Origin of the sequence: Salinibacterium sp. PAMC 21357 (assembly GCF_000247645.1) — a bacterium.
In the GTDB taxonomy this organism is placed as follows: domain Bacteria; phylum Actinomycetota; class Actinomycetes; order Actinomycetales; family Microbacteriaceae; genus Rhodoglobus.
In genome coordinates this window covers 15056-35493 of record NZ_AHWA01000004.1, presented here as the reverse complement: position 1 = coordinate 35493, position 20438 = coordinate 15056, and the positions used below count along the sequence as shown (strand labels likewise).

The 20438-nt window shown below is 60.2% G+C and carries 25 protein-coding genes; 17 read left to right on the top strand and 8 right to left on the bottom strand.

What is annotated here, in order from left to right; all coding sequences use genetic code 11:
* Window positions 1-6: 6 nt before the first annotated feature.
* Window positions 7-1512, top strand: a complete 1506-nt coding sequence (gene gatA / locus ON14_RS03455) for an Asp-tRNA(Asn)/Glu-tRNA(Gln) amidotransferase subunit GatA (protein WP_026037509.1) — start codon at window positions 7-9, stop codon at window positions 1510-1512.
* Between the two features lie 83 nt (window positions 1513-1595).
* Here gatA and ON14_RS03450 read toward each other — a convergent pair whose 3' ends face one another.
* Window positions 1596-2153, bottom strand: a complete 558-nt coding sequence (locus ON14_RS03450) for a CGNR zinc finger domain-containing protein (protein ID WP_010203183.1) — start codon at window positions 2151-2153, stop codon at window positions 1596-1598.
* 71 nt (window positions 2154-2224) lie between these two features.
* Between ON14_RS03450 and ON14_RS03445 the strand changes: the two genes are divergently transcribed.
* The 7 genes from ON14_RS03445 (at window position 2225) to ON14_RS03415 (ending at window position 8972) form a co-directional block, all read left to right on the top strand.
* Entirely contained in the window at window positions 2225-3268 is a 1044-nt protein-coding gene (locus ON14_RS03445) for an EamA family transporter (protein WP_010203182.1), read from the top strand.
* Entirely contained in the window at window positions 3261-4778 is a 1518-nt protein-coding gene (gene gatB / locus ON14_RS03440) for an Asp-tRNA(Asn)/Glu-tRNA(Gln) amidotransferase subunit GatB (RefSeq protein WP_010203181.1), read from the top strand. The genes ON14_RS03445 and gatB overlap by 8 nt, the downstream gene beginning before the upstream one ends.
* 42 nt (window positions 4779-4820) lie before the next feature.
* Entirely contained in the window at window positions 4821-5153 is a 333-nt protein-coding gene (locus ON14_RS03435; RefSeq protein WP_026037508.1) for a hypothetical protein, read from the top strand.
* Between the two features lie 168 nt (window positions 5154-5321).
* On the top strand, window positions 5322-6710 hold the full coding sequence (locus ON14_RS03430) for an MFS transporter (RefSeq protein WP_010203179.1): 1389 nt from the start codon (window positions 5322-5324) through the stop codon (window positions 6708-6710).
* Between the two features lie 170 nt (window positions 6711-6880).
* A complete protein-coding gene (locus ON14_RS03425) occupies window positions 6881-7432 on the top strand; it encodes an OsmC family protein (protein WP_010203177.1) in 552 nt (183 codons plus the stop codon).
* Window positions 7433-7580: 148 nt separating this feature from the next.
* The gene (locus tag ON14_RS03420; protein WP_010203176.1) at window positions 7581-8627 is read left to right on the top strand and encodes an alpha/beta hydrolase; all 1047 of its coding nucleotides are present in this window, start codon (window positions 7581-7583) and stop codon (window positions 8625-8627) included.
* A gap of 48 nt (window positions 8628-8675) precedes the next feature.
* Window positions 8676-8972: a DUF1905 domain-containing protein gene (locus ON14_RS03415; RefSeq protein ID WP_010203175.1), complete on the top strand. Its 297-nt coding sequence runs from the start codon at window positions 8676-8678 to the stop codon at window positions 8970-8972.
* A gap of 57 nt (window positions 8973-9029) precedes the next feature.
* Here ON14_RS03415 and ON14_RS03410 read toward each other — a convergent pair whose 3' ends face one another.
* From ON14_RS03410 to ON14_RS03395, 4 genes are read right to left on the bottom strand one after another with little or no spacing between them, the layout of a single operon-like run.
* Window positions 9030-9449: a DUF1761 domain-containing protein gene (locus ON14_RS03410; RefSeq protein ID WP_010203174.1), complete on the bottom strand. Its 420-nt coding sequence runs from the start codon at window positions 9447-9449 to the stop codon at window positions 9030-9032.
* A gap of 49 nt (window positions 9450-9498) precedes the next feature.
* Window positions 9499-10248: a cytochrome c biogenesis CcdA family protein gene (locus ON14_RS03405; protein WP_010203173.1), complete on the bottom strand. Its 750-nt coding sequence runs from the start codon at window positions 10246-10248 to the stop codon at window positions 9499-9501.
* A 6-nt stretch (window positions 10249-10254) separates the two neighbouring features.
* Window positions 10255-10743 carry a thioredoxin family protein gene (locus tag ON14_RS03400; RefSeq protein ID WP_010203172.1) on the bottom strand — a complete coding sequence of 163 codons (489 nt, stop codon included), beginning with the start codon at window positions 10741-10743 and terminating at the stop codon, window positions 10255-10257.
* Between the two features lie 57 nt (window positions 10744-10800).
* A complete protein-coding gene (locus ON14_RS03395; RefSeq protein ID WP_010203171.1) occupies window positions 10801-11241 on the bottom strand; it encodes a hypothetical protein in 441 nt (146 codons plus the stop codon).
* A 145-nt stretch (window positions 11242-11386) separates the two neighbouring features.
* Between ON14_RS03395 and ON14_RS03390 the strand changes: the two genes are divergently transcribed.
* The 5 genes from ON14_RS03390 (at window position 11387) to ON14_RS03370 (ending at window position 14940) form a co-directional block, all read left to right on the top strand.
* Window positions 11387-11656 carry a hypothetical protein gene (locus tag ON14_RS03390; protein WP_010203170.1) on the top strand — a complete coding sequence of 90 codons (270 nt, stop codon included), beginning with the start codon at window positions 11387-11389 and terminating at the stop codon, window positions 11654-11656.
* Between the two features lie 11 nt (window positions 11657-11667).
* Window positions 11668-13038: a glucose-6-phosphate dehydrogenase gene (locus tag ON14_RS03385; RefSeq protein WP_010203169.1), complete on the top strand. Its 1371-nt coding sequence runs from the start codon at window positions 11668-11670 to the stop codon at window positions 13036-13038.
* Window positions 13035-13529, top strand: a complete 495-nt coding sequence (locus ON14_RS03380; RefSeq protein ID WP_010203166.1) for an SRPBCC family protein — start codon at window positions 13035-13037, stop codon at window positions 13527-13529. Before ON14_RS03385 ends, ON14_RS03380 begins: the two co-directional genes overlap by 4 nt.
* Window positions 13530-13651: 122 nt before the next feature.
* Complete coding sequence (locus tag ON14_RS03375) at window positions 13652-14071, top strand: VanZ family protein (RefSeq protein ID WP_039741751.1); 420 nt, start codon at window positions 13652-13654, stop codon at window positions 14069-14071.
* Between the two features lie 23 nt (window positions 14072-14094).
* Window positions 14095-14940 carry a DUF3097 domain-containing protein gene (locus ON14_RS03370; protein ID WP_010203164.1) on the top strand — a complete coding sequence of 282 codons (846 nt, stop codon included), beginning with the start codon at window positions 14095-14097 and terminating at the stop codon, window positions 14938-14940.
* A 61-nt stretch (window positions 14941-15001) separates the two neighbouring features.
* Here the strand turns inward: ON14_RS03370 and ON14_RS03365 are convergent, their stop codons facing one another.
* Window positions 15002-15928, bottom strand: coding sequence for an LLM class F420-dependent oxidoreductase (locus tag ON14_RS03365; RefSeq protein WP_010203163.1), 927 nt, complete (start codon window positions 15926-15928; stop codon window positions 15002-15004).
* Window positions 15929-16096: 168 nt separating this feature from the next.
* On the opposite strand from ON14_RS03365, the gene ON14_RS03360 reads away from it, so the two are divergent.
* The 4 genes from ON14_RS03360 (at window position 16097) to ON14_RS03345 (ending at window position 19446) form a co-directional block, all read left to right on the top strand.
* Window positions 16097-16735 carry an ECF transporter S component gene (locus tag ON14_RS03360; RefSeq protein WP_010203162.1) on the top strand — a complete coding sequence of 213 codons (639 nt, stop codon included), beginning with the start codon at window positions 16097-16099 and terminating at the stop codon, window positions 16733-16735.
* A gap of 71 nt (window positions 16736-16806) precedes the next feature.
* On the top strand, window positions 16807-18171 hold the full coding sequence (locus ON14_RS03355; protein WP_010203158.1) for an ATP-binding cassette domain-containing protein: 1365 nt from the start codon (window positions 16807-16809) through the stop codon (window positions 18169-18171).
* Window positions 18168-18923, top strand: a complete 756-nt coding sequence (locus ON14_RS03350; protein ID WP_010203157.1) for an energy-coupling factor transporter transmembrane component T family protein — start codon at window positions 18168-18170, stop codon at window positions 18921-18923. The genes ON14_RS03355 and ON14_RS03350 overlap by 4 nt, the downstream gene beginning before the upstream one ends.
* Window positions 18916-19446: a hypothetical protein gene (locus tag ON14_RS03345; protein ID WP_010203155.1), complete on the top strand. Its 531-nt coding sequence runs from the start codon at window positions 18916-18918 to the stop codon at window positions 19444-19446. Before ON14_RS03350 ends, ON14_RS03345 begins: the two co-directional genes overlap by 8 nt.
* Here ON14_RS03345 and ON14_RS03340 read toward each other — a convergent pair.
* Both ON14_RS03340 and ON14_RS03335 read right to left on the bottom strand, forming a co-directional pair.
* Entirely contained in the window at window positions 19418-20008 is a 591-nt protein-coding gene (locus ON14_RS03340) for a hypothetical protein (protein WP_010203154.1), read from the bottom strand. The genes ON14_RS03345 and ON14_RS03340 overlap by 29 nt on opposite strands.
* 70 nt (window positions 20009-20078) lie before the next feature.
* The gene (locus ON14_RS03335; protein ID WP_010203153.1) at window positions 20079-20429 is read right to left on the bottom strand and encodes a metallopeptidase family protein; all 351 of its coding nucleotides are present in this window, start codon (window positions 20427-20429) and stop codon (window positions 20079-20081) included.
* Between the last annotated feature and the right edge of the window lie 9 nt (window positions 20430-20438).

The window sequence follows — 20438 nt, the reverse complement described above, 5'->3', positions numbered from 1 at the left end:
GCAGATCTGAACGACCTCACCCGCATGTCGGCATCCGACTTGGCTAGCAAGCTGAGCTCGGGCGATGTGTCTTCGGTCGAAGCAACCCAAGCGCACCTCGACCGCATTGCCGCGGTTGACGGCAAGGTCAACGCGTTCCTGCACGTGTCGGCGGATGCGCTGGCCAACGCCAAGCGCATCGATGAGCGTCGCGCTGCGGGGGAGTCGCTCGGCGAGCTCGCCGGGGTGCCAGTCGCTGTCAAAGACGTGCTCTGCACGATCGATATGCCGACCACCGCGGGGTCAAAAATTCTTGAAGGCTGGGTTCCGCCCTACGACGCCACAACAGTGGCTAAATTGCGCACGGCTGGTTTGATCCCGCTCGGCAAGACCAACATGGATGAGTTCGCCATGGGGTCGTCAACCGAACACTCCGCCTATGGCCCCACGAAAAACCCGTGGGATCTCGACCGCATTCCCGGTGGTTCTGGTGGTGGCTCCGCTGCTGCAGTTTCCGCGTTCGAAGCACCGCTTGCTCTCGGGTCTGACACGGGCGGATCGATTCGCCAGCCAGCCTCTCTCACGGGTTCGGTTGGCGTGAAGCCCACTTACGGCGGAGTTTCTCGCTACGGCGCTATCGCTTTGGCATCGTCACTTGACCAGGTGGGTCCCGTTTCGCGCACCGTTCTCGACTCTGCTTTGCTGCATGATGTCATCGGCGGGCATGACCCGCGCGACTCAACGTCGCTCAAAGAGCAGTGGCCGTCGTTCGCTGCCGCGGCTCGTGCCGGTGCTGCCGCCGAAAGCCTCAAAGGACTCCGCGTTGGTGTGATCAAGCAGCTCGACAGCCCCGGCTTCCAAGCTGGTGTCTCGCAGCGGTTCCACGAAGCGCTGCAGTTGCTCACTGACTTCGGTGCTGAGATCGTTGAAGTGGATGCTCCCCACTTTGAGTACGCCGTTGAGGCGTACTATCTCATCCTTCCCGCCGAAGCTTCGAGCAACCTCGCGAAGTTCGACTCGGTACGATTCGGTCTGCGCGTGACGCCAGAGGGTGGCGGAACGGTCGAAGACGTCATGGCGGCAACCCGCGAGGCTGGTTTTGGTGCTGAGGTCAAGCGCCGCATCATCCTCGGTACCTACGCCTTGAGCGCCGGCTACTACGACGCGTACTACGGCAGCGCTCAGAAGGTGCGCACGCTCATCCAGCGCGACTTCGCTGCGGCTTTCGAGAAGGCGGACGTTCTCGTCTCGCCCTCGGCGCCCACCACCGCATTCAAGCTCGGTGAGAAGCTCGAAGACCCGATGGCGATGTACCTGAACGACGTCACCACGATTCCGGCAAACCTGGCCGGCATCCCCGGCATGGGTCTTCCGATGGGACTCGCGCCCGAGGATGGTCTGCCGACGGGATTCCAGATTATGGCTCCGGCTCGCGGCGATGCTCGGCTCTATGAGCTTGGCGCAACGCTTGAGCGTTTGCTTGAGCAGCAGTGGGGGCACACGTTGCCTAGCCAGGTTCCTTCCCTCGGCTAGATAGCTTTGTTTCTGTCGACCGACCCGTGTTCTCCTAGAGTGCGGGTCGGTTGCGTTAACGCGAATGCGTTCTTTGGTTGGGGCTAGGTGTTGTCGGCCGCTTGTCGCTCGCGATGCGCAATCTGGTTCATTCGGTTTCCGCATCGGATGGTGCAGAAGCGGCGTGAGCCGTTGCGCGAGAGATCAGCCATGAGTCCTTCGCAGTCTGGGGCTTCGCAGCGACGCAGCCGCCACATAGCGTCGGAGCGCACGACGTCGACGAGGGCGAGGCCGACCTCGGCCTGAATGCGCTCGGCAAGTGGTGCTTCGGGATCGTTGGCGTGCAGGTGCCAGTCGAAGTCGTCGTGCCGCGCCAGGAAAGGCAGTGCGTTTGCTTCGGCGAGCATGGCGTTGATTTCGATGGCGGCATCGTCGCGTGTCAGCTTCCAAACGTCGCGGATGCGGTCCCGAACTGCGCGCACTTCAGCGACTTCGGTGTCATCACGGTCAATGCGACCACTGAACCGAAACTGCATGACGAGAGAGTGCACTTGGGCGGCCGTGCCGAGCTCATCCTCGCCTGATCTGCTGGCGACCTGGTGCGTGTTTCCGAGTAAAACAGCGAACTCAAGGCTCTCTACCGTGTCAGGGGCAAACTGCAATTTGACTCCTTATTTCTTTCGAGACTAACGTCATCAGAAATACACGTCAATCTCGTTCGAAGCAGTCGCCAATGAAACGCTCAACCACAACTCTCGGAATGCTCATCGCCCTCGTCGCCGCGGCAAGTTTTGGCCTCTCTGGAGCCCTCATTAAGCCGGTGCTCGAGGCAGGGTGGAGCCCAGCAGCAGCAGTGACGCTTCGAGTGCTTATTGGTGGAACAGTTCTCGCCCCGTTCGCCATCGTCGCGCTCAGGGGGCGCTGGATCGCTCTCTGGTACGCGCGCAGTCGCATCCTTTTGATGGCAATCATCGGCGTCGCCGGCACTCAACTCGTCTACTTCGCGGCCGTCGAGCGCATCCCCGTCGGTATTGCGATTCTTTTGGAGTACATGGCGCCGCTGCTGCTGGTTGCATTTGCGTGGGTCACAACTCGGCGGATGCCCAAAGCGGTCGTACTCATTGGTTCCGTCGTAGCTCTGGGCGGATTGGTCCTTGTCGTGTCTCCTGAGGGCTCGGGAGCTCTCGATCCCATCGGAATCATGTTCGGTGCGAGCGCGGCGATCGGTGCCGCCGTTTACTACGTCGTCGCAGCACGCTCGAGCGAGGGTCTGCCCGCGGTCGCACTGGCGGCGGCCGGGCTGCTTATTGGCGGCATCCTTCTCGGTCTCGTTGGTCTGGTCGGAATTGTGCCGTTCGATATGCCGATGGTGGATGTCGCGGTGCTCGGCATCGTGGCGCCGTGGTGGGTTCCGCTGCTCATCGTGGGTATCGTCGCGACCGGTATCGCGTATTCGACGAGCATTATGGCCAGCGAGATGCTCGGTTCCCGACTCGCGTCGTTTGTCGGATTGCTCGAGGTCGTCACGGCGGCGATTTATGCCTGGCTGCTGATCGGCGAAAACTTGTCGCTGACGCAGTTCATTGGGGGAGCGCTCATTTTGGCGGGAATCGCGTTCGTTCGCTCAGAGAAGTCCGAAGAGTTCAGCGACTTCACGATCGAGGCTGAGGCGATCCCGAGTGACGATGACGAACCAATTTTGGCGCCAGCATCCGCGCCGCTCGAACCGGGTACCGATACGGTGCCGCTGCGCCACGTACAATCATCTGGTGGCTAAAGCTGAATTGATGGACTACGACAAAGCACTCGAACTATTTGAGCCGACGCTCGGTTTCGAGGTGCATGTTGAGTTGAACACCCAGACCAAGATGTTCTCGGATGCGCCGAACCCGGCAGCATCTGGTGCGGAGCATGCCGAACCGAACACGATGATCACTCCGGTGGATCTCGGTTTGCCCGGCAGCTTGCCTGTTGTCAACGAAGAGGCGATCAAGTATTCGATCTCGCTTGGCCTCGCGCTCGGTTGCCAGATTGCGCCGAGTTCGCGCTTCGCCCGCAAAAACTATTTCTACCCTGACTTGGCGAAGAACTACCAAATCAGCCAGTTCGATGAGCCGATTGCCTTTGAGGGCTCGGTCGACATCGAACTCGAGAGCGGTCGCACGATCACGATTCCGATCGAGCGCGCGCATATGGAAGAAGACGCCGGCAAGCTCACTCACGTGGGCGGCGCCACCGGTCGCATCCAGGGGGCTGAGTACTCGTTAGTTGACTACAACCGTGCGGGCGTTCCGCTGGTCGAGATCGTCACGCACATGATTACGGGCACTGAGGCGGATGCTCCCGAGGTCGGCAAGGCGTACGTGTCGGCCATTCGCGACATCGTTCGTTCGCTCGGTATTTCTGAGGCACGCATGGAGCGCGGCAACTTGCGCTGCGACGCCAACATTTCGCTGAGCCCGCGTGGTTCGGGAAAGCTCGGAACGCGCACCGAAACCAAGAACGTGAACTCGATGCGCAGCGTTGAGCGCGCGGTTCGTTATGAGATCCAACGCCAGGCGGCCATTCTTCAGAAGGGTGGCACGATCACTCAGGAGACCCGCCACTGGCACGAAGACACTGGTGTCACGAGCGCTGGTCGCCCCAAGAGCGACGCTGATGACTACCGCTACTTCCCAGAGCCCGACCTGCTTCCCGTTGAGCCTTCGCTCGCCTTGATCGAAGAGTTGCGTGCAGCTCTTCCTGAGCCGCCGGCCGAGCGTCGTCGTCGACTTCAAGCGGCGTGGGGCTTCACTGATCTCGAATTCCGCGATGTCAACAACGCTGGCCTGTTTAGTGAGATCGAAGCGACGATCGAGGCTGGCACTACGGCAGCTCAGGCGCGCAAGTGGTGGACGGGCGAGATTGCTCGACTCGCCAACATCCAAAGTGCAGACCCGAGTTCGCTGATTACCCCGGTGGATGTCGCGGCTCTCGTCACGCTCATCAACGATGGTGTTCTCAACGACAGCCTGGCCCGCCAGGTTCTCGAGGGTGTTATCGCTGGCGAGGGAACGCCGGAGGCTGTTGTCGAAAGCCGTGGGCTCAAGCTTGTTTCTGATGATGGACCGCTTATCGCGGCGATCGATGAAGCGCTTGCCGCTCAGCCTGATGTTCTTGCGAAGATTCGTGATGGCAAGGTTCAGGCTGCCGGCGCTGTTATCGGTGCGGTGATGAAGGCGATGAAGGGCCAGGCTGACGCCGCTCGTGTGCGTGAACTGGTCTTGGAGCGCGCCGCAGCCGAATAGCGGGAGCAGCGCATGTCGGCTGCAGGCGGTAGCGTTACAGTCATGTCTGACACTGCTGAACTCGTTGTTGAAATCCATGTTCCTCTCACCCCTGATACCAATGCGGCAGAGGGCGAGACTCGTTTTCCTTGGATTGAGACCTTGGTTGAATTCACGACTGAGCTCGATGAGGGTGGCGAGATTTTCGTTGTCGAAGAGGGCGATGTTTTCAATGATGCCTATGTCATCGTGATTACGGGTGCCGATGAAGCGACCCTGACGGGCATCGCGAATCGAGTCGCGAATCTTCCGGGCATCCCGACTGGCGTGTTTGCCATGATTACGGATGCTGATGCTGAAGAACTCGGCCAGGGCACGACGGTCGAAATTTCTTAGCGGCACTCGCGCTCCACTCTTAGTCAAATTTGTGGGAATTGCGAGGGTGGCGGCGTAAGCTGATCAAGCACCGCAGCCGCCAGCCACCGCGCGTGATTGTTTCACCGCGCTGACGAGGGGCGATCCGCCCCGTCTGCAGTAGCTTCGTACTACTGAAGAGCATCAAACATGACGAGCAAGACCCCGGTGGGCGCACCGATTGACGCGGAATCCGCTCCGACGAGCATCTTTGGCCCGCAACTGGTGTGGACGACGGTGGGAGCGTTCGCGCTCATTTTCTTGGGGGCGTTCGAGACTCTCGCGGTCACGACGATCATGCCAACGATTAGCCGCGATCTCGATGGTCAGTCGCTATACTCCGTCGCGTTTTCTAGCACGCTCGCTGCGAGTGTGATCGGCATGGTGTTAGCGGGCCAATGGTCAGATCGCACAGGACCGGCAAAGCCTCTAATCGCCGCAATGGCGGTCTTCATGGTCGGCCTTCTCGTGGCCGGTTTCGCCGGAGCGATGGGCATTTTTATTGTCGGTCGCTTTTTGCAGGGGCTCGGCTCGGGTGCACTTATTGTGGCGCTCTATGTTGTCGTGGCCCGGCTGTACCCGTCAGTGTTGCATCCGAAGATTTTTGGGTTGTTTGCTTCGGCTTGGGTCTTGCCCTCGCTGATTGGTCCGCCGCTTGCGGGAGTTGTCGCCGAGCAGATCAGCTGGCACTGGGTGTTCTTCGGCGTAGTTTTTCTGGTCATCGCCGCTGGTGCAGCAATTCTGCCGGCAGTGCGCGTCTTGATGCGTCAGCCGGCGTCTACCGGGCAGAAGTCGTCCGGTAAGCGCGCCGTCGTCTGGGCATTGGTGGTTGCGGTTGCTGTGATGGGAATCAGTTTGGGCGGCGAACGCGAGGGGGCTCTCGCGTGGCCTTTGGCGTTCGGCGCCTTAGTGGTCGCGATCATCGCGCTGCGGCCTTTGCTGCCCGCCGGATCCTTAATCGTCCGCCGGGGGCTTCCTGCCACGATTGTCTTGCGCGGATTGTTTGCCGCCTCTTTCTTCTCGACCGAGGTGTACCTGCCCTATCTCCTCAACGAGCGCTATGGTTTGCCGGCGTGGGCTGCCGGGCTCATCCTCACCGTCGGGGCAGTTTCGTGGGCTACTGGCTCCGCTCTGCAGGGACGCCTGCCGGAATCGGTCTCGCACGGCTCAGTTGTCGTGATCGGTTCGCTGCTCTTGAGCGTCGGCATCGCGACCCAGTTTGTTACCGCCCATTTCATGCTTTCGCTGTGGATCGCGGCTGTGGGCTGGCTCGTCGCTGGAGCCGGCATGGGAATCGCTTTTCCGCGGCTGTCGACGCTCGTACTCAGCCACTCGAGCACTCGTGATCAAGGCTTCAATAGCGCTGCTTTGTCGATTGCGGATGCTGCGGGTGGCGCCGTCGCGATTGCGTTTGGTGGTCTCGTTTTCGCTGCCGCCGGCGGGCTCGTGAACGGTGCCGGATTCGTGGCAGCTCTTGGCCTCGCCGCAGTCTTGGCTGTGGCATCCATTCCGGTGGCTCTGCGCGTTCGCACGCGCTAACGCCGCACGTTCTAACAGGGAATGAGCGCGGGCCGAGGCTCACAGAGTACTCGGAAAACTGGCGTCGGCAACCCGCGGTAAACCGCACTAGATTGCCCAGTGTTAAGCAGTGTTTCGGTCTATTACGTCACGGCCGCGCGCCCGCGGGGGATTGCGATTACCGTCGCCGCATGACACTTCTTACTAACGAATCCACGTTCACCGATACCGCCACCGATCGCGCCGCTCGCCTCACTGCAGCGGGTGTAGCCTGGAACTCGCGTATTGCCGCGAAGCCCGCCGCTGCAGAACTCACCTATGCCGTCACCGGCAAGGGAGAGGGTTCTGTTGGCACCGTTCTCAAGGCCGGAAATCACGTGTTCCACATTGATGAGCCCGAAGGGCTCGCCGGTGATGATCTCGCGGCAAGTCCAGTTGAGATCGCGCTCGGCGCACTCATCGCGTGCCAGGTCGTTGTCTTTCGCCTTTACGCTCAAGCCCTCAGCATCCCGTTCGACGACATCTCGGTGAAAGCCGAGGGTGATCTCGATGTGCGCGGCCTCTTTGGAATTGACGAGAATGTGCGCAACGGGTTCGGTGCAATTCGCTTGAACATCACGATCACCGGCCCAGAGTCGCAGGAACGCTACGACGAGCTTCGCGAAGCTGTCGACGCTCATTGCCCCGTACTCGACCTTTTCGCCAACCCCACTGCGATCACAACCCAGCTCGTTAGGGGTTAGCCGACCGCCGCTGCAACCTGAAGTGTCAGGGGACGCGGTTGCTGCCGGTCGTTGAGGCTGACAGCAACCGCATTCCCGCCGAAGCGTTCTCCCCAAAGGGGGCCACTCAACACGTCTGAGCCCGTGCTGGCGCCGATAGGCTGGATCCATGAGCCGTACCTTCGAACGTCGACCATGGATTCGCAGACGTTCGAGCAAGATCGGTATCACCGCACTGGCGCTTGGCATCATCGCCGCCCTCGTGTGGACCCTCAGCCCGTGGCCAGCCACCCTCCTCATTCGAGCACTCTTCGATTCGAATGCGGCCTCGACCGTTGAAGAGCTGGAACGGTACGCCACTGACGTGCCGCTAACTGAAACTCTCGACGAAGAGTACGGCGACTCGGGAGCCGATACTTCGCTCGATGTCTATTCGCCCGCCGAGTCATCCGGCCCGCTCACTACCGTCGTGTGGATCCACGGTGGAGCCTGGATATCGGGCGACAAATCAAACGTCGCCCCCTACGCCCGCAATCTGGCTGCCGAAGGTTTCACCGTTGTGGCCGTCAACTACACCGTGTCACCCGAAGCTACCTATCCGACGGCGCTCAACGAGCTCAACGACGCGCTGGCCTACATTCTCGATAATGCCGAACGACTGCGAGTCGATCCCCAGAACATTGTGTTCGCGGGTGACTCTGCCGGTGCTCAATTAAGCGCACAGCTGGCTACGGCCGTTACTAACCCCGCCTACGCCACAACCGTGGGAATCGCGCCGAGTCTCTCGACAGACCAGCTCCAGGGGGTCATCCTCAACTGCGGTATTTACGATGTCAGCGGCATTCCCAATGCACCGGGGCTTGGCGGCTGGGGTTTCCGCATTGCACTGTGGGGTTACGTCGGCGTGAAGGACTGGTCGAGCACGCCAGGAGGCGAGCAGATGTCGGTACTCGATGACGTCACAGCTGACTTCCCGCGCACATGGATTTCGGGAGGCAACGCCGACCCGCTCACGGCATCGCAATCAGTGCCGTTCGCGAAGACACTTTCTGAACTGGGAGTCGACACGACAACACTGTTCTACCCGGAAGATCACACGGAGCAATTGCCCCACGAGTACCAGTTCCACCTCGATTTCGAGGACGCACGTTCGGCCTTCGACTCCACGGTGACTTTCCTTAACTCCATCGAGGGCTCACGGGCCACGAGTCAATAGCGGGCTGGCGGACAGTCGCGACTCGCGACCGAGGGCTACTCTCGAGGTATGAAGCCCGCATTCGAATTCACTTCTGAGCTGACGCCGTGGGCGTCGAAGCCGAGCGTGCACTTTCTTCAGGTGCCGCCGGAGGTGGGGGTCGAAATCAAGGAGATTCCGTCGCCACCCCGAGGGTTCGGCGCGATAGCCGTCGAGGTCACGATCGGGGCAACAATCTGGACAACGTCGATCTTTCCCGACAGCAGTCTGGCCGACAGTTTCTTCTTGCCCGTCAAAGTTGCTGTGCGGCGCGCTGAGGACTTGGAGGCCGGTGATACGGCCGAGGTTACGATCCAGTTAATCTAACGTCGGGCATGGTCTGCTGCGGCGGCACCCAACTTCGTTGACCGGCGCGCGAGTCGACTAGGCGGGCCAGACACCGATAATCAGTGCCATGACAACGATTGTCACGAATTCGTGGCTCACGTTAAGAACGGTGAGGCCATTCGGGCGCCCATCGAACTGATCGTGGGTGATGAATCGAGCGGCGGTGAATCCGCCCCACAGCACAATGCTCGTCAGCAGAGTATTCACGAAGAAGCTGCCGCCGTAAAAGTCGAAGGCGATAAACGCAGCGCCAGCGAGAACCCAGGCGGTAATGAAACTCACGATGACGGTAACGACAATCGGACGGATGGCATCCGCAGCGTTTCCACTCGGCGTGATTCCGGCGGCCTTCATCCAGTAGTTGCCAAAGACCCGTGGCGTGTACCAAATCGTGCCCACGATCATGCTTGAGAGCGTCGCGAGGATTACAGCGATGTAGTTAATTTCGGGAACCATGACAACCTCCGGTTGATAATTGGTGCCCGAATCCTACTCCGTCGATTAGCTAGCCGGTGATGCCTTCTTCGAATCGCTGAATAGGGTCGTACCAGCCCTGTTCAAGAACGTAGCTTTGGAATTGCTTGTCTAACCCGAGGATCACGGCGAGACCCACGACGAGCAAAATAATTCCGACAATGCGCTTGAAGACGCCGTTCGGGTTGGCGAGCCAACCCAATTTGCGAGCGAACGCTTGACCTAAGAATGCGATCATCAGCAGTGCGATCGCGAGCCCAAGCGCGTAAACAACGATGTAGAGCAGACCTTCGCCGAACGAAACGGGAAGCACTGTTGCAAGTATGAGCGCATAGGTGGGGGAGCAGCTGCTGAAGGTGGGGCCGAGGGCGGCACCGAGCATCACATCGCCACCGAGGCCACCGCGCGAGTATGAGCGGTTCATCACGGCATTTGCACGGTTCTGGATACCAGTGGCGAGCATGAAGCGTTCCCAGAGTGCGGGGAACACGAGCGTAAGGCCGAAGATGATCAGGATGCCGCCAGCGATAACCTGCCAGACCAGTTGCGGAACGCCCAAGAGCGCCGTTGTTGCCTTGAGGAGCAGCGTGAAGAGGATGACGGAGCCCGCAAGACTGAGGGCGATAACCACCGGACGAAACCACTGACGTTCGGCGACGGTCGAGTTGCTACTGGTACGGGCGATGGAGCCGCCGACGATCACGGGGAGAAGCGGAAGCACGCAGGGCGCCGCGACGGTGAGAACTCCCGCCACAAACGACAGCAGTATGAGGCTGAGCATCGCAGCCTAGTTGAGCGCGGTAAGAACGGCGTTCAACGTGGGGTCTGCGTAGGCAACGAAGTTTTCGTGAACCTTCGCGCCGTCGGAGTCAACCTCGACGAACGTTGTCTGCTGAGTGACGCCATACTCGGCGCGCAGATCTTGGTTGGTGTCGTAGTCGACTTTTACGATGGTGATTCCCGAGGGAACGCCTGAGGCTTTGATGTCACCGTCGGCAGAAACGCACTGGGGGCACCAGGTGGCGTGGAAGAAGAGTATGACGCGGCCATCCGCATCCGCAATTGCGGCCGGGCTGTAGTCGACGTAGTTACCACCGCCATCATTGGCAACCGGAGCGACCTCGTCTGTGCTGCTGGAGCTCTCGGAGGCGGGAGAGCTACCGTTCGAGGAGTTCACGTCGGCAGTGTCATTCGAGTTCTGGGCTGTGACGATCGCGACCGCTGCAACAACAATGACAGCAAGAGCAATAATGACGGCGAGGATTCGCTTATTCATGCTCACCAGTAACGTACGGAGTATCAGAAATGTTCCGCTGTGAGCAAAATTTTCTGGTTATACCCAGACTTCGGCAGTGTGCGAAAAGAGGCGCAGATCGCCGAAAGTTAGTGCACCCGTGAATCTGGCTCGCGTATACGGCAGTAAAACCATCAATGCTGCGCCCGCGCGGTGCTCGATTCGAACCTCAATCGCGTCCGTCTTTTGGGCGGCAATCCTGGTGTTCGAGACGATCGCGCTGCAGCGAGAGATGTTGGCCATCTGACGCAATTGCGTGACGGTTTGGTTGAGCAACGCCTGGGCGTTCGGATGCTTCTTACGTAAAGCGTCATCCGCTGTCATTTCTAATACTCGTCCGCTGCCATCGGTCATGAGAGCGAACGTCATGAACTCGCTGGCGTGGCCAAGATTAGCTCGGGCCACTTGTAGTGCGGAGTCGAGAATTCGATCAACGTCGGCCTGTTCGTCGGCGTTAAGCGCGTCCCTCCACGATTGCATATCCAAACCGTAGCGACTCGATTGCCATCTTGTCCCACGAAGCGCCCAAATCACCCGCGTTTTGGTGTCAAAGCCCATTGGTGCGGTTCGGTTGCATTTCGGGCCGCTTGCGGCACGTTGGGTGGTGCTGCGCTAACGTCGAATCATGCAAAAGGCCCAACTCACCAGTGCTCAGCGTGGTCATTCTCTCGTTGCTGGAGCGGTGCTTGCCAGCGGTGCCATCCTCAGCCGGGGAAAGGTGCGCAAACCGTGGCCCGTCACGTTCCAGTCTCTCGGCATTGTCGCGCTGCTCGACATTCCTCTTTTTGTCGTTTATTTGTCAATTGCTGCGGGCGTCACTGATACCGCGGTGAACGGGCCGGCGTTACGGCCACGGGGTCGGCAACGGCCGTCACCCTCCCGAACGACTGAGTGAGGGAGTTTGAGATGACGCAGCACGGACGTATCGAAACACTGATCATCCTCGGTGCCGGGGGAGACCTGACCGCTCGGTTGTTGTTGCCGGGGTTGGCGTCATTTTTGGCGAGCGACGAGGCGCAAAATTTGTCGTTGATCGGTGTCGACCGTCAAGAAATGGATGACGCTGCGTGGCAGAAGCGTGTCGCCAGCTCGTTTTCTGCTCAGCAGTCGTCCGCGTCGAGCGCGGTGGTTCAGGGAGCGCGCTACCTTCAGGCAGATGTCACGGACGCTGCCCAGTTGTTGGAGGTGCTCGGTCAAGCATCGGGTCGAATCGCGCTCTACTTTGCGCTCCCTCCCGCCATTACGCAGAAGGTGTGCACGGCGATCGCTAATGAGCAGTTGCCTGCGGGCATTGTCTTCGCATTGGAGAAGCCGTTCGGAAGCGATGAGGCTAGCGCTCGCAGCCTTAACCGGTTGCTGGCGAAAATTCTGCCGGAAGAACAAATCTTTAGAGTCGACCACTTTTTGGGCAAATCGACGGTGCTCAATTTGTTGGGGCTCCGCTTTGCGAACCGCGTCTTCGAACCTTTGCTTGGTTCGCCGAATGTGGCCAAGGTCGAACTGATTTTTGATGAGGATCTCGCTCTTGAGGGCCGAGCGGGTTACTACGATCGCGCCGGCGCTGTTGTCGACATGATTCAGAGCCACCTTCTCTTAGTGTTGGCCTTGACCGCTATGGAGCCGCCAGCGAGTGTCAGTTCTGAAGATCTTCGCGGTGCGATGGCTCAGGTACTGAGAGCGACCAGGGTGCAAACGCACGACGGCACGTGCGCCCGCCGCGCGCGTTACACCGCCGGCACTATTGGCGATCGTGAACTGCCTTCCTACGTCGATGAAGACGGAGTTGATGCGCAGCTCGCAACCGAGACTCTCGCCGAAGTGACGTTCGAGATCGACAATTGGCGCTGGGCCGGTGTGCCGTTTATTTTGCGGTCAGGAAAGGCGCTCGGTAAAGCGCGTCAAGACATTGTTATTACATTCGCTCCCGTGCCCCACTTGCCCCGTGGTCTCACCGGCGTGGCTGACCCGGCTCAGCTCACCATCTCGATCAAACCGGCAACGCTCGAACTCGATCTGCTCATCAACGGTGAAGGAGATCCGTTTACGCTCGACCGCACGAAGCTCACGACAACCCTCGGTGATGCCGCGATGAGCGCCTACGGAGAAGTTATTGCCTCGCTCATCGATGGCGATCCCGTGCTTTCAGTGCGCGGCGACGTTGCTGAGCAGTGCTGGCGAATAGTGACTCCGATTTTGGAGGCGTTTCGGCAGAACCGGGTGCCGCTTGAAGAGTATCCGGCGGGGTCGTACGGCCCGACGAGTTGGAGCCCTTCATGACCGAGCGTCGTTCCCGCGGCATCAGCGCTATCGCCGAGGCGCGAACGCGAACCAGTGCGCTGCAGGCCTACGAATTTTCAGGCCCCTTAGATCCCACCCTGTTTTATCCTCGCTTCGGTCCTCTTCCGGCGGTTGTTGAGGTCCGTGAGCAGTCGGGCCACTGGAGCTCAGTGGGTCGTACGCGCACCCTGATGCTGTCTGACGGTGGTCATGTTGTGGAGACCATCACGGATGCCGATTCGCCTGGCTTGTTCGCCTATGAGTTGAGCGACTTCCAGAAGCTATTTGGCAACCTTGTCTCGGGGGCACGGGCCGAGTGGCGTTTTGAGCCTCGCCAGAGTGGCTCGGTTGTGCGCTGGCGCTATACCTTCTTTGCGCGTCCGGCTCGCGGCTGGATCGTGTGGTTAGTCGTGAAGCTTTTTTGGGCGCGCTACATGCGTCAAGTGTTGCCTCCCATCGCTAGAGAGATTGACAACCTCGCGTCTCGCTAACCGCTCAGGGCAGAGGAATTTGAGCCAGCAGTTACCGAATCGTTGTCACTTTGGGCTCCGTTCACACTCCACTTGCACCCTACTCACAACTGGCACAAAGATGCGCTTGTGAGAATGTCACTATGTTCCGATCGAGATTAGTAGTTGCGGTGTGCGCCGCGCTCTACTTTGCCATCCTGGCGAGTCTCGCTTTCGTAATCGCTCCTGGCAGCAATGGTCGCTTTTGGCTGTGGACAGCTCTCGCGTTCGTTCCGGTTGGGGTGTTTCTGGTCTGCATGTTCGGGCGCTCCCGCTGGTGGGCAGCACTCGCCTTCAGCATTGTTGCCGCCGCTTGGCTCGAAGCCGCTCAGACCGTGTGGATGCCCGCAGGCTATGCCGACGTCGTCGATATCTTGCTCGCCAGCATCGGTGCCGCAATCGGGGTGGCATCGACCGTGGGTATTTCTTCGTGGCGTGAGCACCTGCGCAATTCTCCGCGGGCACATGGCGATCAGCCGGCCGTCAACCTCGCTTCACCTCGCCGCGCCTCCGGCCGCAACTAGGCAGCTGCGCTTAGCCTCGACCGGTGACTAACGACCGCTACTCCCACGACGTGCTCGCTGATTTCTCCATCCGACGTGGGCCAGCGGTGCTGCCTAAAGTGCCGCTCGAATCCGGGATGGTCGTCGAAGTTATCGCTGATGGTTACGTCGGTGCTCTTGTTCGTTTCGCTAACGGGCTCATGGAACTTGAAGACCGCGCAGGCAAGTCGCGCGCATTCCCACTCGGCAGCGGCTACCTCATCGACGGTGTGCCGGTCGAACTCGTCAAGCCCGTGCCCAAGGCCGCGGCCACCCGCAAGACCGCCTCCGGGTCGTTTACGGCGCCAGAGCAACGTGCCCGCACCGCACTTCCGAGCCGCATCTATGTCGAGGGCCGCCACGACGCTGAACTTGTCGAGAAAGTGTGGGGCGATGATCTGCGCGCAGAGGGCGTCGTCGTCGAATTTTTGGGTGGCATCGATGATCTCGAAGCGATCGTCGCCGAGTTTGCTCCGACCTCCGAACGCAAGCTGGGTATCCTGGTCGATCACCTTGTTGCCGGGTCTAAGGAGAGCCGAATCGCGGATGCGGTTAGCCGCGGCAAGTACGGCAAACATGCCCTCGTGGTCGGTCATCCATTCGTGGATGTGTGGCAAGCGGTGAAACCTCAGAGCCTCGGTATCGCCGCCTGGCCAACGGTGCCGCGAAGTATCGAGTGGAAGCACGGAATCTGTGAAGCCTTCGGCTGGCCGCACAAGGATCAAGCCGATATTGCGCGCGCCTGGCAGTTCATCCTCTCGAAGGTCACTAGCTATGCAGACCTTGAGCCCGCGCTATTGGGGCGCGTCGAACAACTGATCGACTTTGTGACGGTCGACCAGGAATCATAACTCGAGCGTGACGTGCGGCCTCATCGCGCTGGACACGACCTCATCAATCTGCGACAGGCCCTCAGTCAAGCTGGGGCAGTACCTCGCGGGCGAGAAAGTCGAGCTGATCGAGGTCGTGAAAATCCATCAGCTGAAAGTAGACCCGAGTAAAACCGAGAGTCTGTAGTTGGGCGATTTTGTCGACGACCTCGCTTGCGCTCCCGGCGAAACCGCCGGCGCGAAGCTTGTCTGGAGTGCTGTCGGCGGCCGTGGCTCGTGCGGAGATCTGTGTCTCGGTGGCGCCAACGGCGGTTGTGCCCGCAATCGATAGCACCAGCGTTTCGGGGTCGCGGCCGAAGTGTTCGCATGCAGCGCGCACGCGGTCAATGCGCTCCTTCAGCGGGGCGATCGTGGCGAAGCCGGCGTTGTATTCATTGGCAAACTTGGCAGTGAGCGCCGGGGTGCGGCTGGGGCCGCTGCCGCCGATGATGATCGGTAGCGGGTTCTGTACTGGCTTGGGCAGCGCGGGGGATTGGCTCAGTTGGTAGTGCGTGCCCTCGTAAGAGAACGTGCTGCCGGGGTCGGTGCCCCAAATGCCGGTGATCACGTCGAGCTGCTCTTCAAGCATCCCGAAGCGCTTTGCCGGAAAGGGAATGCCGTAGGCGGAGTGTTCGCGCTCAAACCAGCCGGTTCCGAGTCCCAGTTCGATTCGACCACCCGACATTTCGTCGACCTGAGCCACCTGAATGGCCAAAATTCCCGGATGCCGAAACGTTGCCGACGAAACCAGAGTGCCGAGACGGATTGTCGACGTTTCGCGCGCGAGCCCCGCCAGAGTCGTCCACGAGTCTGTCGGGCCGGGCATTCCACCGTTGCGGTCATCCATCGTCAGATAGTGATCTGAACGGAAGTAGCCAGTGAAGCCGAGCTTCTCTGCGGCCTGGGCGAGGAGCAACTGATCGGTGTAGGTGGCGCCGTTTTGTGGTTCGGTGAAAATGCGGAAGTCCATACTGCGAGCCTATTGATGATTAGACTGGGTGGCGAACACGGGAGTCCGGTGAGCCGGGCTGAGAGGGAGCTTCTCCAAGCTTCGACCGTCGAACCTGATCTGGATCATGCCAGCGCAGGGAGCAGACACTCTTGAAACCCGTGCCATTCACTAGTGAAAGGCACGAAAGTGACCACAACATCCCCATATAGCTCCACGTCCACATCCACGTCCACACCGCCTCGATCGCGTTTTCAGTGGCGGGTCATCGACATCGTCGTTGCCAGTGTCATCGGCGTCGCGAGCGGACTGATTTTCGTCGTCTGGAATATCGCCTCGTCTCCGGTCACCGCGCCGCTGCAAGCGTTGCTGCCGGGACTGCAAGCGCTTGGCGGTGGATTTTGGCTCTTCGCCGGCGTTCTCACGGCGCTCGTTATTCGCAAGCCTGGCGCGGCGATTTATGGCGAGATGGTTGCGGCCTCAGTCTCCGCACTCATCGGCAACCAGTGGGGTGCGTTGACTCTCGTCAGCGGTTTCACTCAGGGTCTTGGCGCCGAGATTGTCTTCGCGGCTTTCCTTTACGCTAACTGGCGGGTCAGCGGTGCTGTTGTTGCTGGCGCAGGCGCCGGCCTCGCAATGGCGATCACTGACCTTGTGCTGTGGTACCCCGGTTCGGCGCTCCCGTTCATCGTGATCTACACGATCGCGGCCGTCATCGGCGGAATGTTGATCGCGGGGGTGCTCTCCTGGCTAGCCACTCGTGGCCTCGCCGCTACCGGGGCGCTCAACCGTTTTGGCGCCGGTCGCGAGATTGCGAAGCGAGTCTGAGCCCCATCAGGCCTGCTGGCGTCACCGTCGAAGGATGGGGGTGGCGCCACTCCAGCAGGTTGGCTTGGGCGGTGCGCGGCCTAGATTTGCGCATTGCGCCCGGTGAACGGGTTTTGATTCTTGGTGAATCGGGCGCAGGAAAATCTACCCTCCTGCATGCTCTTGCCGGTGTTGTCGGTGACGATGAGGGAGAGTCAGAAGGCTCCCTGCTGGTTGACGGTGAGCATCCGACAGCCCACCGCGGCCGCACCGGGCTCGTGATCCAAGACCCCGATAGTCAAGTTATCTTGGAGCGCGTTGGCGACGACGTCGCTTTCGGCTGCGAAAACCTTGGTGTGCCCCGCGATGAGATTTGGCGACGAGTGCGGCACAGCCTCGAACAGGTTGGCCTTGATGTTGCCCTTGATCGCAACACCAGCGCCCTTTCTGGCGGCCAGAAGCAGCGGCTGGCCCTTGCCGGGGTCTTAGCGATGCAACCGGGGCTCATTGTGCTCGATGAACCGACCGCCAACCTCGACCCGGAGGGGGTCGTTGAAGTTCGGGATGCCGTAATCCGGGTTGCAGAATCCACCGGCGCTACCATCGTCGTGGTCGAGCATCGCGTGTCTGTGTGGAGCGATGTAGTTGATCGTGTTGTTGTTCTCGCGGCCGGCGGCGGAGCCATTGCCGACGGTTCGCCAACTGACGTTCTTTCTCGTCAAGGAGAAGAGCTCGCGGCTCGCGGCGTCTGGGTTCCCGAGTTTCCGCCGGCGCGACCGGTGCGATCGCAGCGGGCTGCGCAGCAGACGCTAATAACCACTCAAGACCTGTTTGTCGGGCGCGCCAAACGCGCCGTTGCGGCGCCAAGCGATCTCGGCATTGTCAGCAGCCGCGCCATCGCTATCACCGGCCCAAACGGTTCGGGCAAGTCGACGCTCGCCCTCACGCTTGGCGGGCTGTTGCCCCCGGTCGGCGGTGCTGTAGTGGCCGCCCCTGCACTTGCGGCGGGCGCGGGCGAGCATCCGATTCGCTGGAAATCTCGCGAACTACTCACCCGCATCGGCACTGTCTTTCAAGACCCGGAACACCAGCTGCTCACCAGCACTGTGCGCGCCGAGCTTGAGGTCGGACCGCGGGCCCTCTCACTGCCCGAGACCGAAATGGATGCTCGCGTCGACGAATTGCTCACACGGTTGCGGCTTGAGCACCTGGCCAACGCCAACCCCTTCACCCTCTCGGGTGGCGAGAAGCGCCGACTGAGCGTCGCGACGGCGCTCGCAACTCGGCCACAAGTGCTGGTTCTTGACGAACCGACGTTCGGCCAAGATTCGCGCACCTGGAGCGAGTTGGTGATTCTTCTCGCGAAACTCGTGGATGACGGCGGCAGCGTGATCGCCGTGAGTCACGATCAAGAGTTCGTTGCCGCTCTCGCCGACTCAACGGTCGTGCTCGCATGATCCCCATCGCCTCGGTTAATCCTGTAGCCAAACTTGGCGCAGGGCTGTTGGTGAGCGTATTTCTGATCGCGACGATCGACTGGGTATCAGCGACCACCGCGCTTGTGCTCGAACTGGTGGTCATCGCGTTCATGGGTATTGAGCCCAAACGTTTCTGGCTGCGCACGCTGCCGGTGTGGGTGGCGGCACCGCTCACCGCACTCACGATTCTGCTGTACGGCCGCTACGACGGTGAGGTGTATTTTCAATTTCTCCTCATCCGGATCAGTGATGGGTCCATTGAGCTTGCTCTCGCGACCTTCCTGCGAGTGCTTGCGATCGGCCTCCCTGCCGTTGTTCTGTTCATCTCGATCGACCCCACTGACTTTGCTGATGGGCTCGCACAGCGCCTTCGGCTTCCCGACCGTTTTGTGCTCGGGGCGTTAGCAGCGGTGCGCATGGTTGGCCTATTTCTGGATGACTGGCGTTCGCTCGAGCTGGCGCGACGCGCGCGTGGTGTGGCTGATCGCGGTCGCATCCGCCGAATTGCCGGGCAGGGTTTTGCGCTTCTCGTGCTCTCGATTCGGCGCGGGAGCAAACTATCCATTGCCATGGAGGCACGAGGATTCGGTGGGGATACCCCGCGAACGTGGGCGCGCGAATCTCGTTGGGGAACCGCCGAGTGGTTGACTCTGGTCGTAGGCGTCGTGATCGGCGTCACCGCTACCGTGGTCGCTGTGCTGACCGGAAGTTGGAACCCCATTGTTGGATAACGCAGACGCTCTCAGCGCCCCCAGCCCGCGCTGGAGGTGCCTCATCGACGGCCGATCCGGCTCGGGAAAGACCGAGTTGGGGCGCGCCATAGCTGCGAAGTGGCCCGAAGTGCAACTGGTGAAACTTGACGACTTTTACCCCGGGTGGGATGGACTCGATGCTGCAAGTGCGATGGTGCCCAACATTCTGAGCACGTTGCAGTGGCAGGAATGGAATTGGGAAACGAACGAGGCTGGAGCGTGGCATGAACTCGACGGTGATCGCCCGATCGTCATCGAGGGCGTTGGCGCGGTTAGCCGCGCGTCGGCGCCGCTAGCCGATCACACAATGTGGGTCGAGCTCGATGATGTGACTCGCAAGAAACGAGCTCTCGAACGCGACGGAGACGCTTATGCACCCTACTGGGAGCGCTGGGCTCGCCAAGAGCTTCGATTCATCGCCCGCGAAAACCCAAAAGCACTCGTCGACGAAATTCTCGACGGAACAGCGGCAGCTAGCTGGATTTTGTCCAACGCTGAATGAAGTCAGTTCCGCGCGGGTTGATCGTCATTATGTCTGCCTCGCACGTAATAATCAGCCCGAGTTTGTCATCGAAATCGCTGCGCGGAATCACGTAGGGGACAGCCTCTAAAGGCTCATCATTCAACGCTGCCGACGTTTCGACTTCGTAGTCAGTCACATCCCAATTGCGGGGGATTGCGACATCCACGTTAATGAGTGCTTTGCCAAGAACTGTGCCGTTGTACGCCTGCGTGAGCGTATAAATCTGGTCGGCGGCGGGAGCAGCGGTAATCGTGAACTCCAAGTCAGAATCAATGGTGACCGCGCCGGTTTCTTCCCACACGAGGGTCTGCCCACCGCTGGGCTCTACCGCTGTTGCCGGAACGCCATCAATGGGCAACTCGACAAGAAGTTTCTCCGAAAGATCGACAGTATCGAGTTGCCAGGTGTGACCGAGAGCGCACGTTTGCATGGCCGTTGGTGGCTCGCTGGTATCGGCGGGTTCGATCAAGGCGCACCCCGAAAGAATCAGCAGTGCCGCGGGTGCCATCAACAACGCACTAGCGCGCTTGCTCGAAATCATTAATCCTCCAGAAGTTCGGAACACTCACGAAATCTTACGCGGTTGTGGCTCGAAGACCTCCCAACGTGGGCTACGCCCAGCCGAGTTCGTGCAATTGCTCGTCATTTATCCCGTAGTAGTGCGCGATCTCGTGAACGAGAGTCACGTGAATCTGCTCTTTCAGCTCATCAAGGGATTCGCAGATCGCGAGAAGCGGCTCACGAAACAGGATGATGCGGTCGGGCAACTCTCCGAAACCGTATTGACCACGCTCGGTCAGCGCCACGCCGTCATAGAGCCCCAGGACTGAGAGTGAACCGTCTTCGGGGCGATCCTCAGTTACGAACACAACATTCTCTAGGCCATCGACAATCTCATCAGATAGCGCATCGAGTTCATCGATTACGAGCGCCTCGAACTGTTCTGCGTCGAGAGTCTCCATGAGTACAGC

Bases quoted from the DNA above. Each gene is read 5' to 3' on its own strand.
- ON14_RS03340 (WP_010203154.1), bottom strand. From the start codon at position 20,008: ATGATTTCGAGCAAGCGCGCTAGTGCGTTGTTGATGGCACCCGCGGCA.
- ON14_RS03410 (WP_010203174.1), bottom strand. From the start codon at position 9,449: ATGGTTCCCGAAATTAACTACATCGCTGTAATCCTCGCGACGCTCTCA.
- ON14_RS03385 (WP_010203169.1), top strand. From the start codon at position 11,668: ATGACGCAGCACGGACGTATCGAAACACTGATCATCCTCGGTGCCGGG.
- ON14_RS03435 (WP_026037508.1), top strand. From the start codon at position 4,821: ATGTCTGACACTGCTGAACTCGTTGTTGAAATCCATGTTCCTCTCACC.
- ON14_RS03390 (WP_010203170.1), top strand. From the start codon at position 11,387: ATGCAAAAGGCCCAACTCACCAGTGCTCAGCGTGGTCATTCTCTCGTT.
- ON14_RS03375 (WP_039741751.1), top strand. From the start codon at position 13,652: ATGTTCCGATCGAGATTAGTAGTTGCGGTGTGCGCCGCGCTCTACTTT.
- ON14_RS03445 (WP_010203182.1), top strand. From the start codon at position 2,225: ATGAAACGCTCAACCACAACTCTCGGAATGCTCATCGCCCTCGTCGCC.
- ON14_RS03350 (WP_010203157.1), top strand. From the start codon at position 18,168: ATGATCCCCATCGCCTCGGTTAATCCTGTAGCCAAACTTGGCGCAGGG.
- ON14_RS03365 (WP_010203163.1), bottom strand. From the start codon at position 15,928: ATGGACTTCCGCATTTTCACCGAACCACAAAACGGCGCCACCTACACC.
- ON14_RS03395 (WP_010203171.1), bottom strand. From the start codon at position 11,241: ATGCAATCGTGGAGGGACGCGCTTAACGCCGACGAACAGGCCGACGTT.
- ON14_RS03335 (WP_010203153.1), bottom strand. From the start codon at position 20,429: ATGGAGACTCTCGACGCAGAACAGTTCGAGGCGCTCGTAATCGATGAA.
- ON14_RS03380 (WP_010203166.1), top strand. From the start codon at position 13,035: ATGACCGAGCGTCGTTCCCGCGGCATCAGCGCTATCGCCGAGGCGCGA.
- ON14_RS03400 (WP_010203172.1), bottom strand. From the start codon at position 10,743: ATGAATAAGCGAATCCTCGCCGTCATTATTGCTCTTGCTGTCATTGTT.
- ON14_RS03405 (WP_010203173.1), bottom strand. From the start codon at position 10,248: ATGCTCAGCCTCATACTGCTGTCGTTTGTGGCGGGAGTTCTCACCGTC.
- ON14_RS03430 (WP_010203179.1), top strand. From the start codon at position 5,322: ATGACGAGCAAGACCCCGGTGGGCGCACCGATTGACGCGGAATCCGCT.
- ON14_RS03425 (WP_010203177.1), top strand. From the start codon at position 6,881: ATGACACTTCTTACTAACGAATCCACGTTCACCGATACCGCCACCGAT.
- ON14_RS03415 (WP_010203175.1), top strand. From the start codon at position 8,676: ATGAAGCCCGCATTCGAATTCACTTCTGAGCTGACGCCGTGGGCGTCG.
- ON14_RS03420 (WP_010203176.1), top strand. From the start codon at position 7,581: ATGAGCCGTACCTTCGAACGTCGACCATGGATTCGCAGACGTTCGAGC.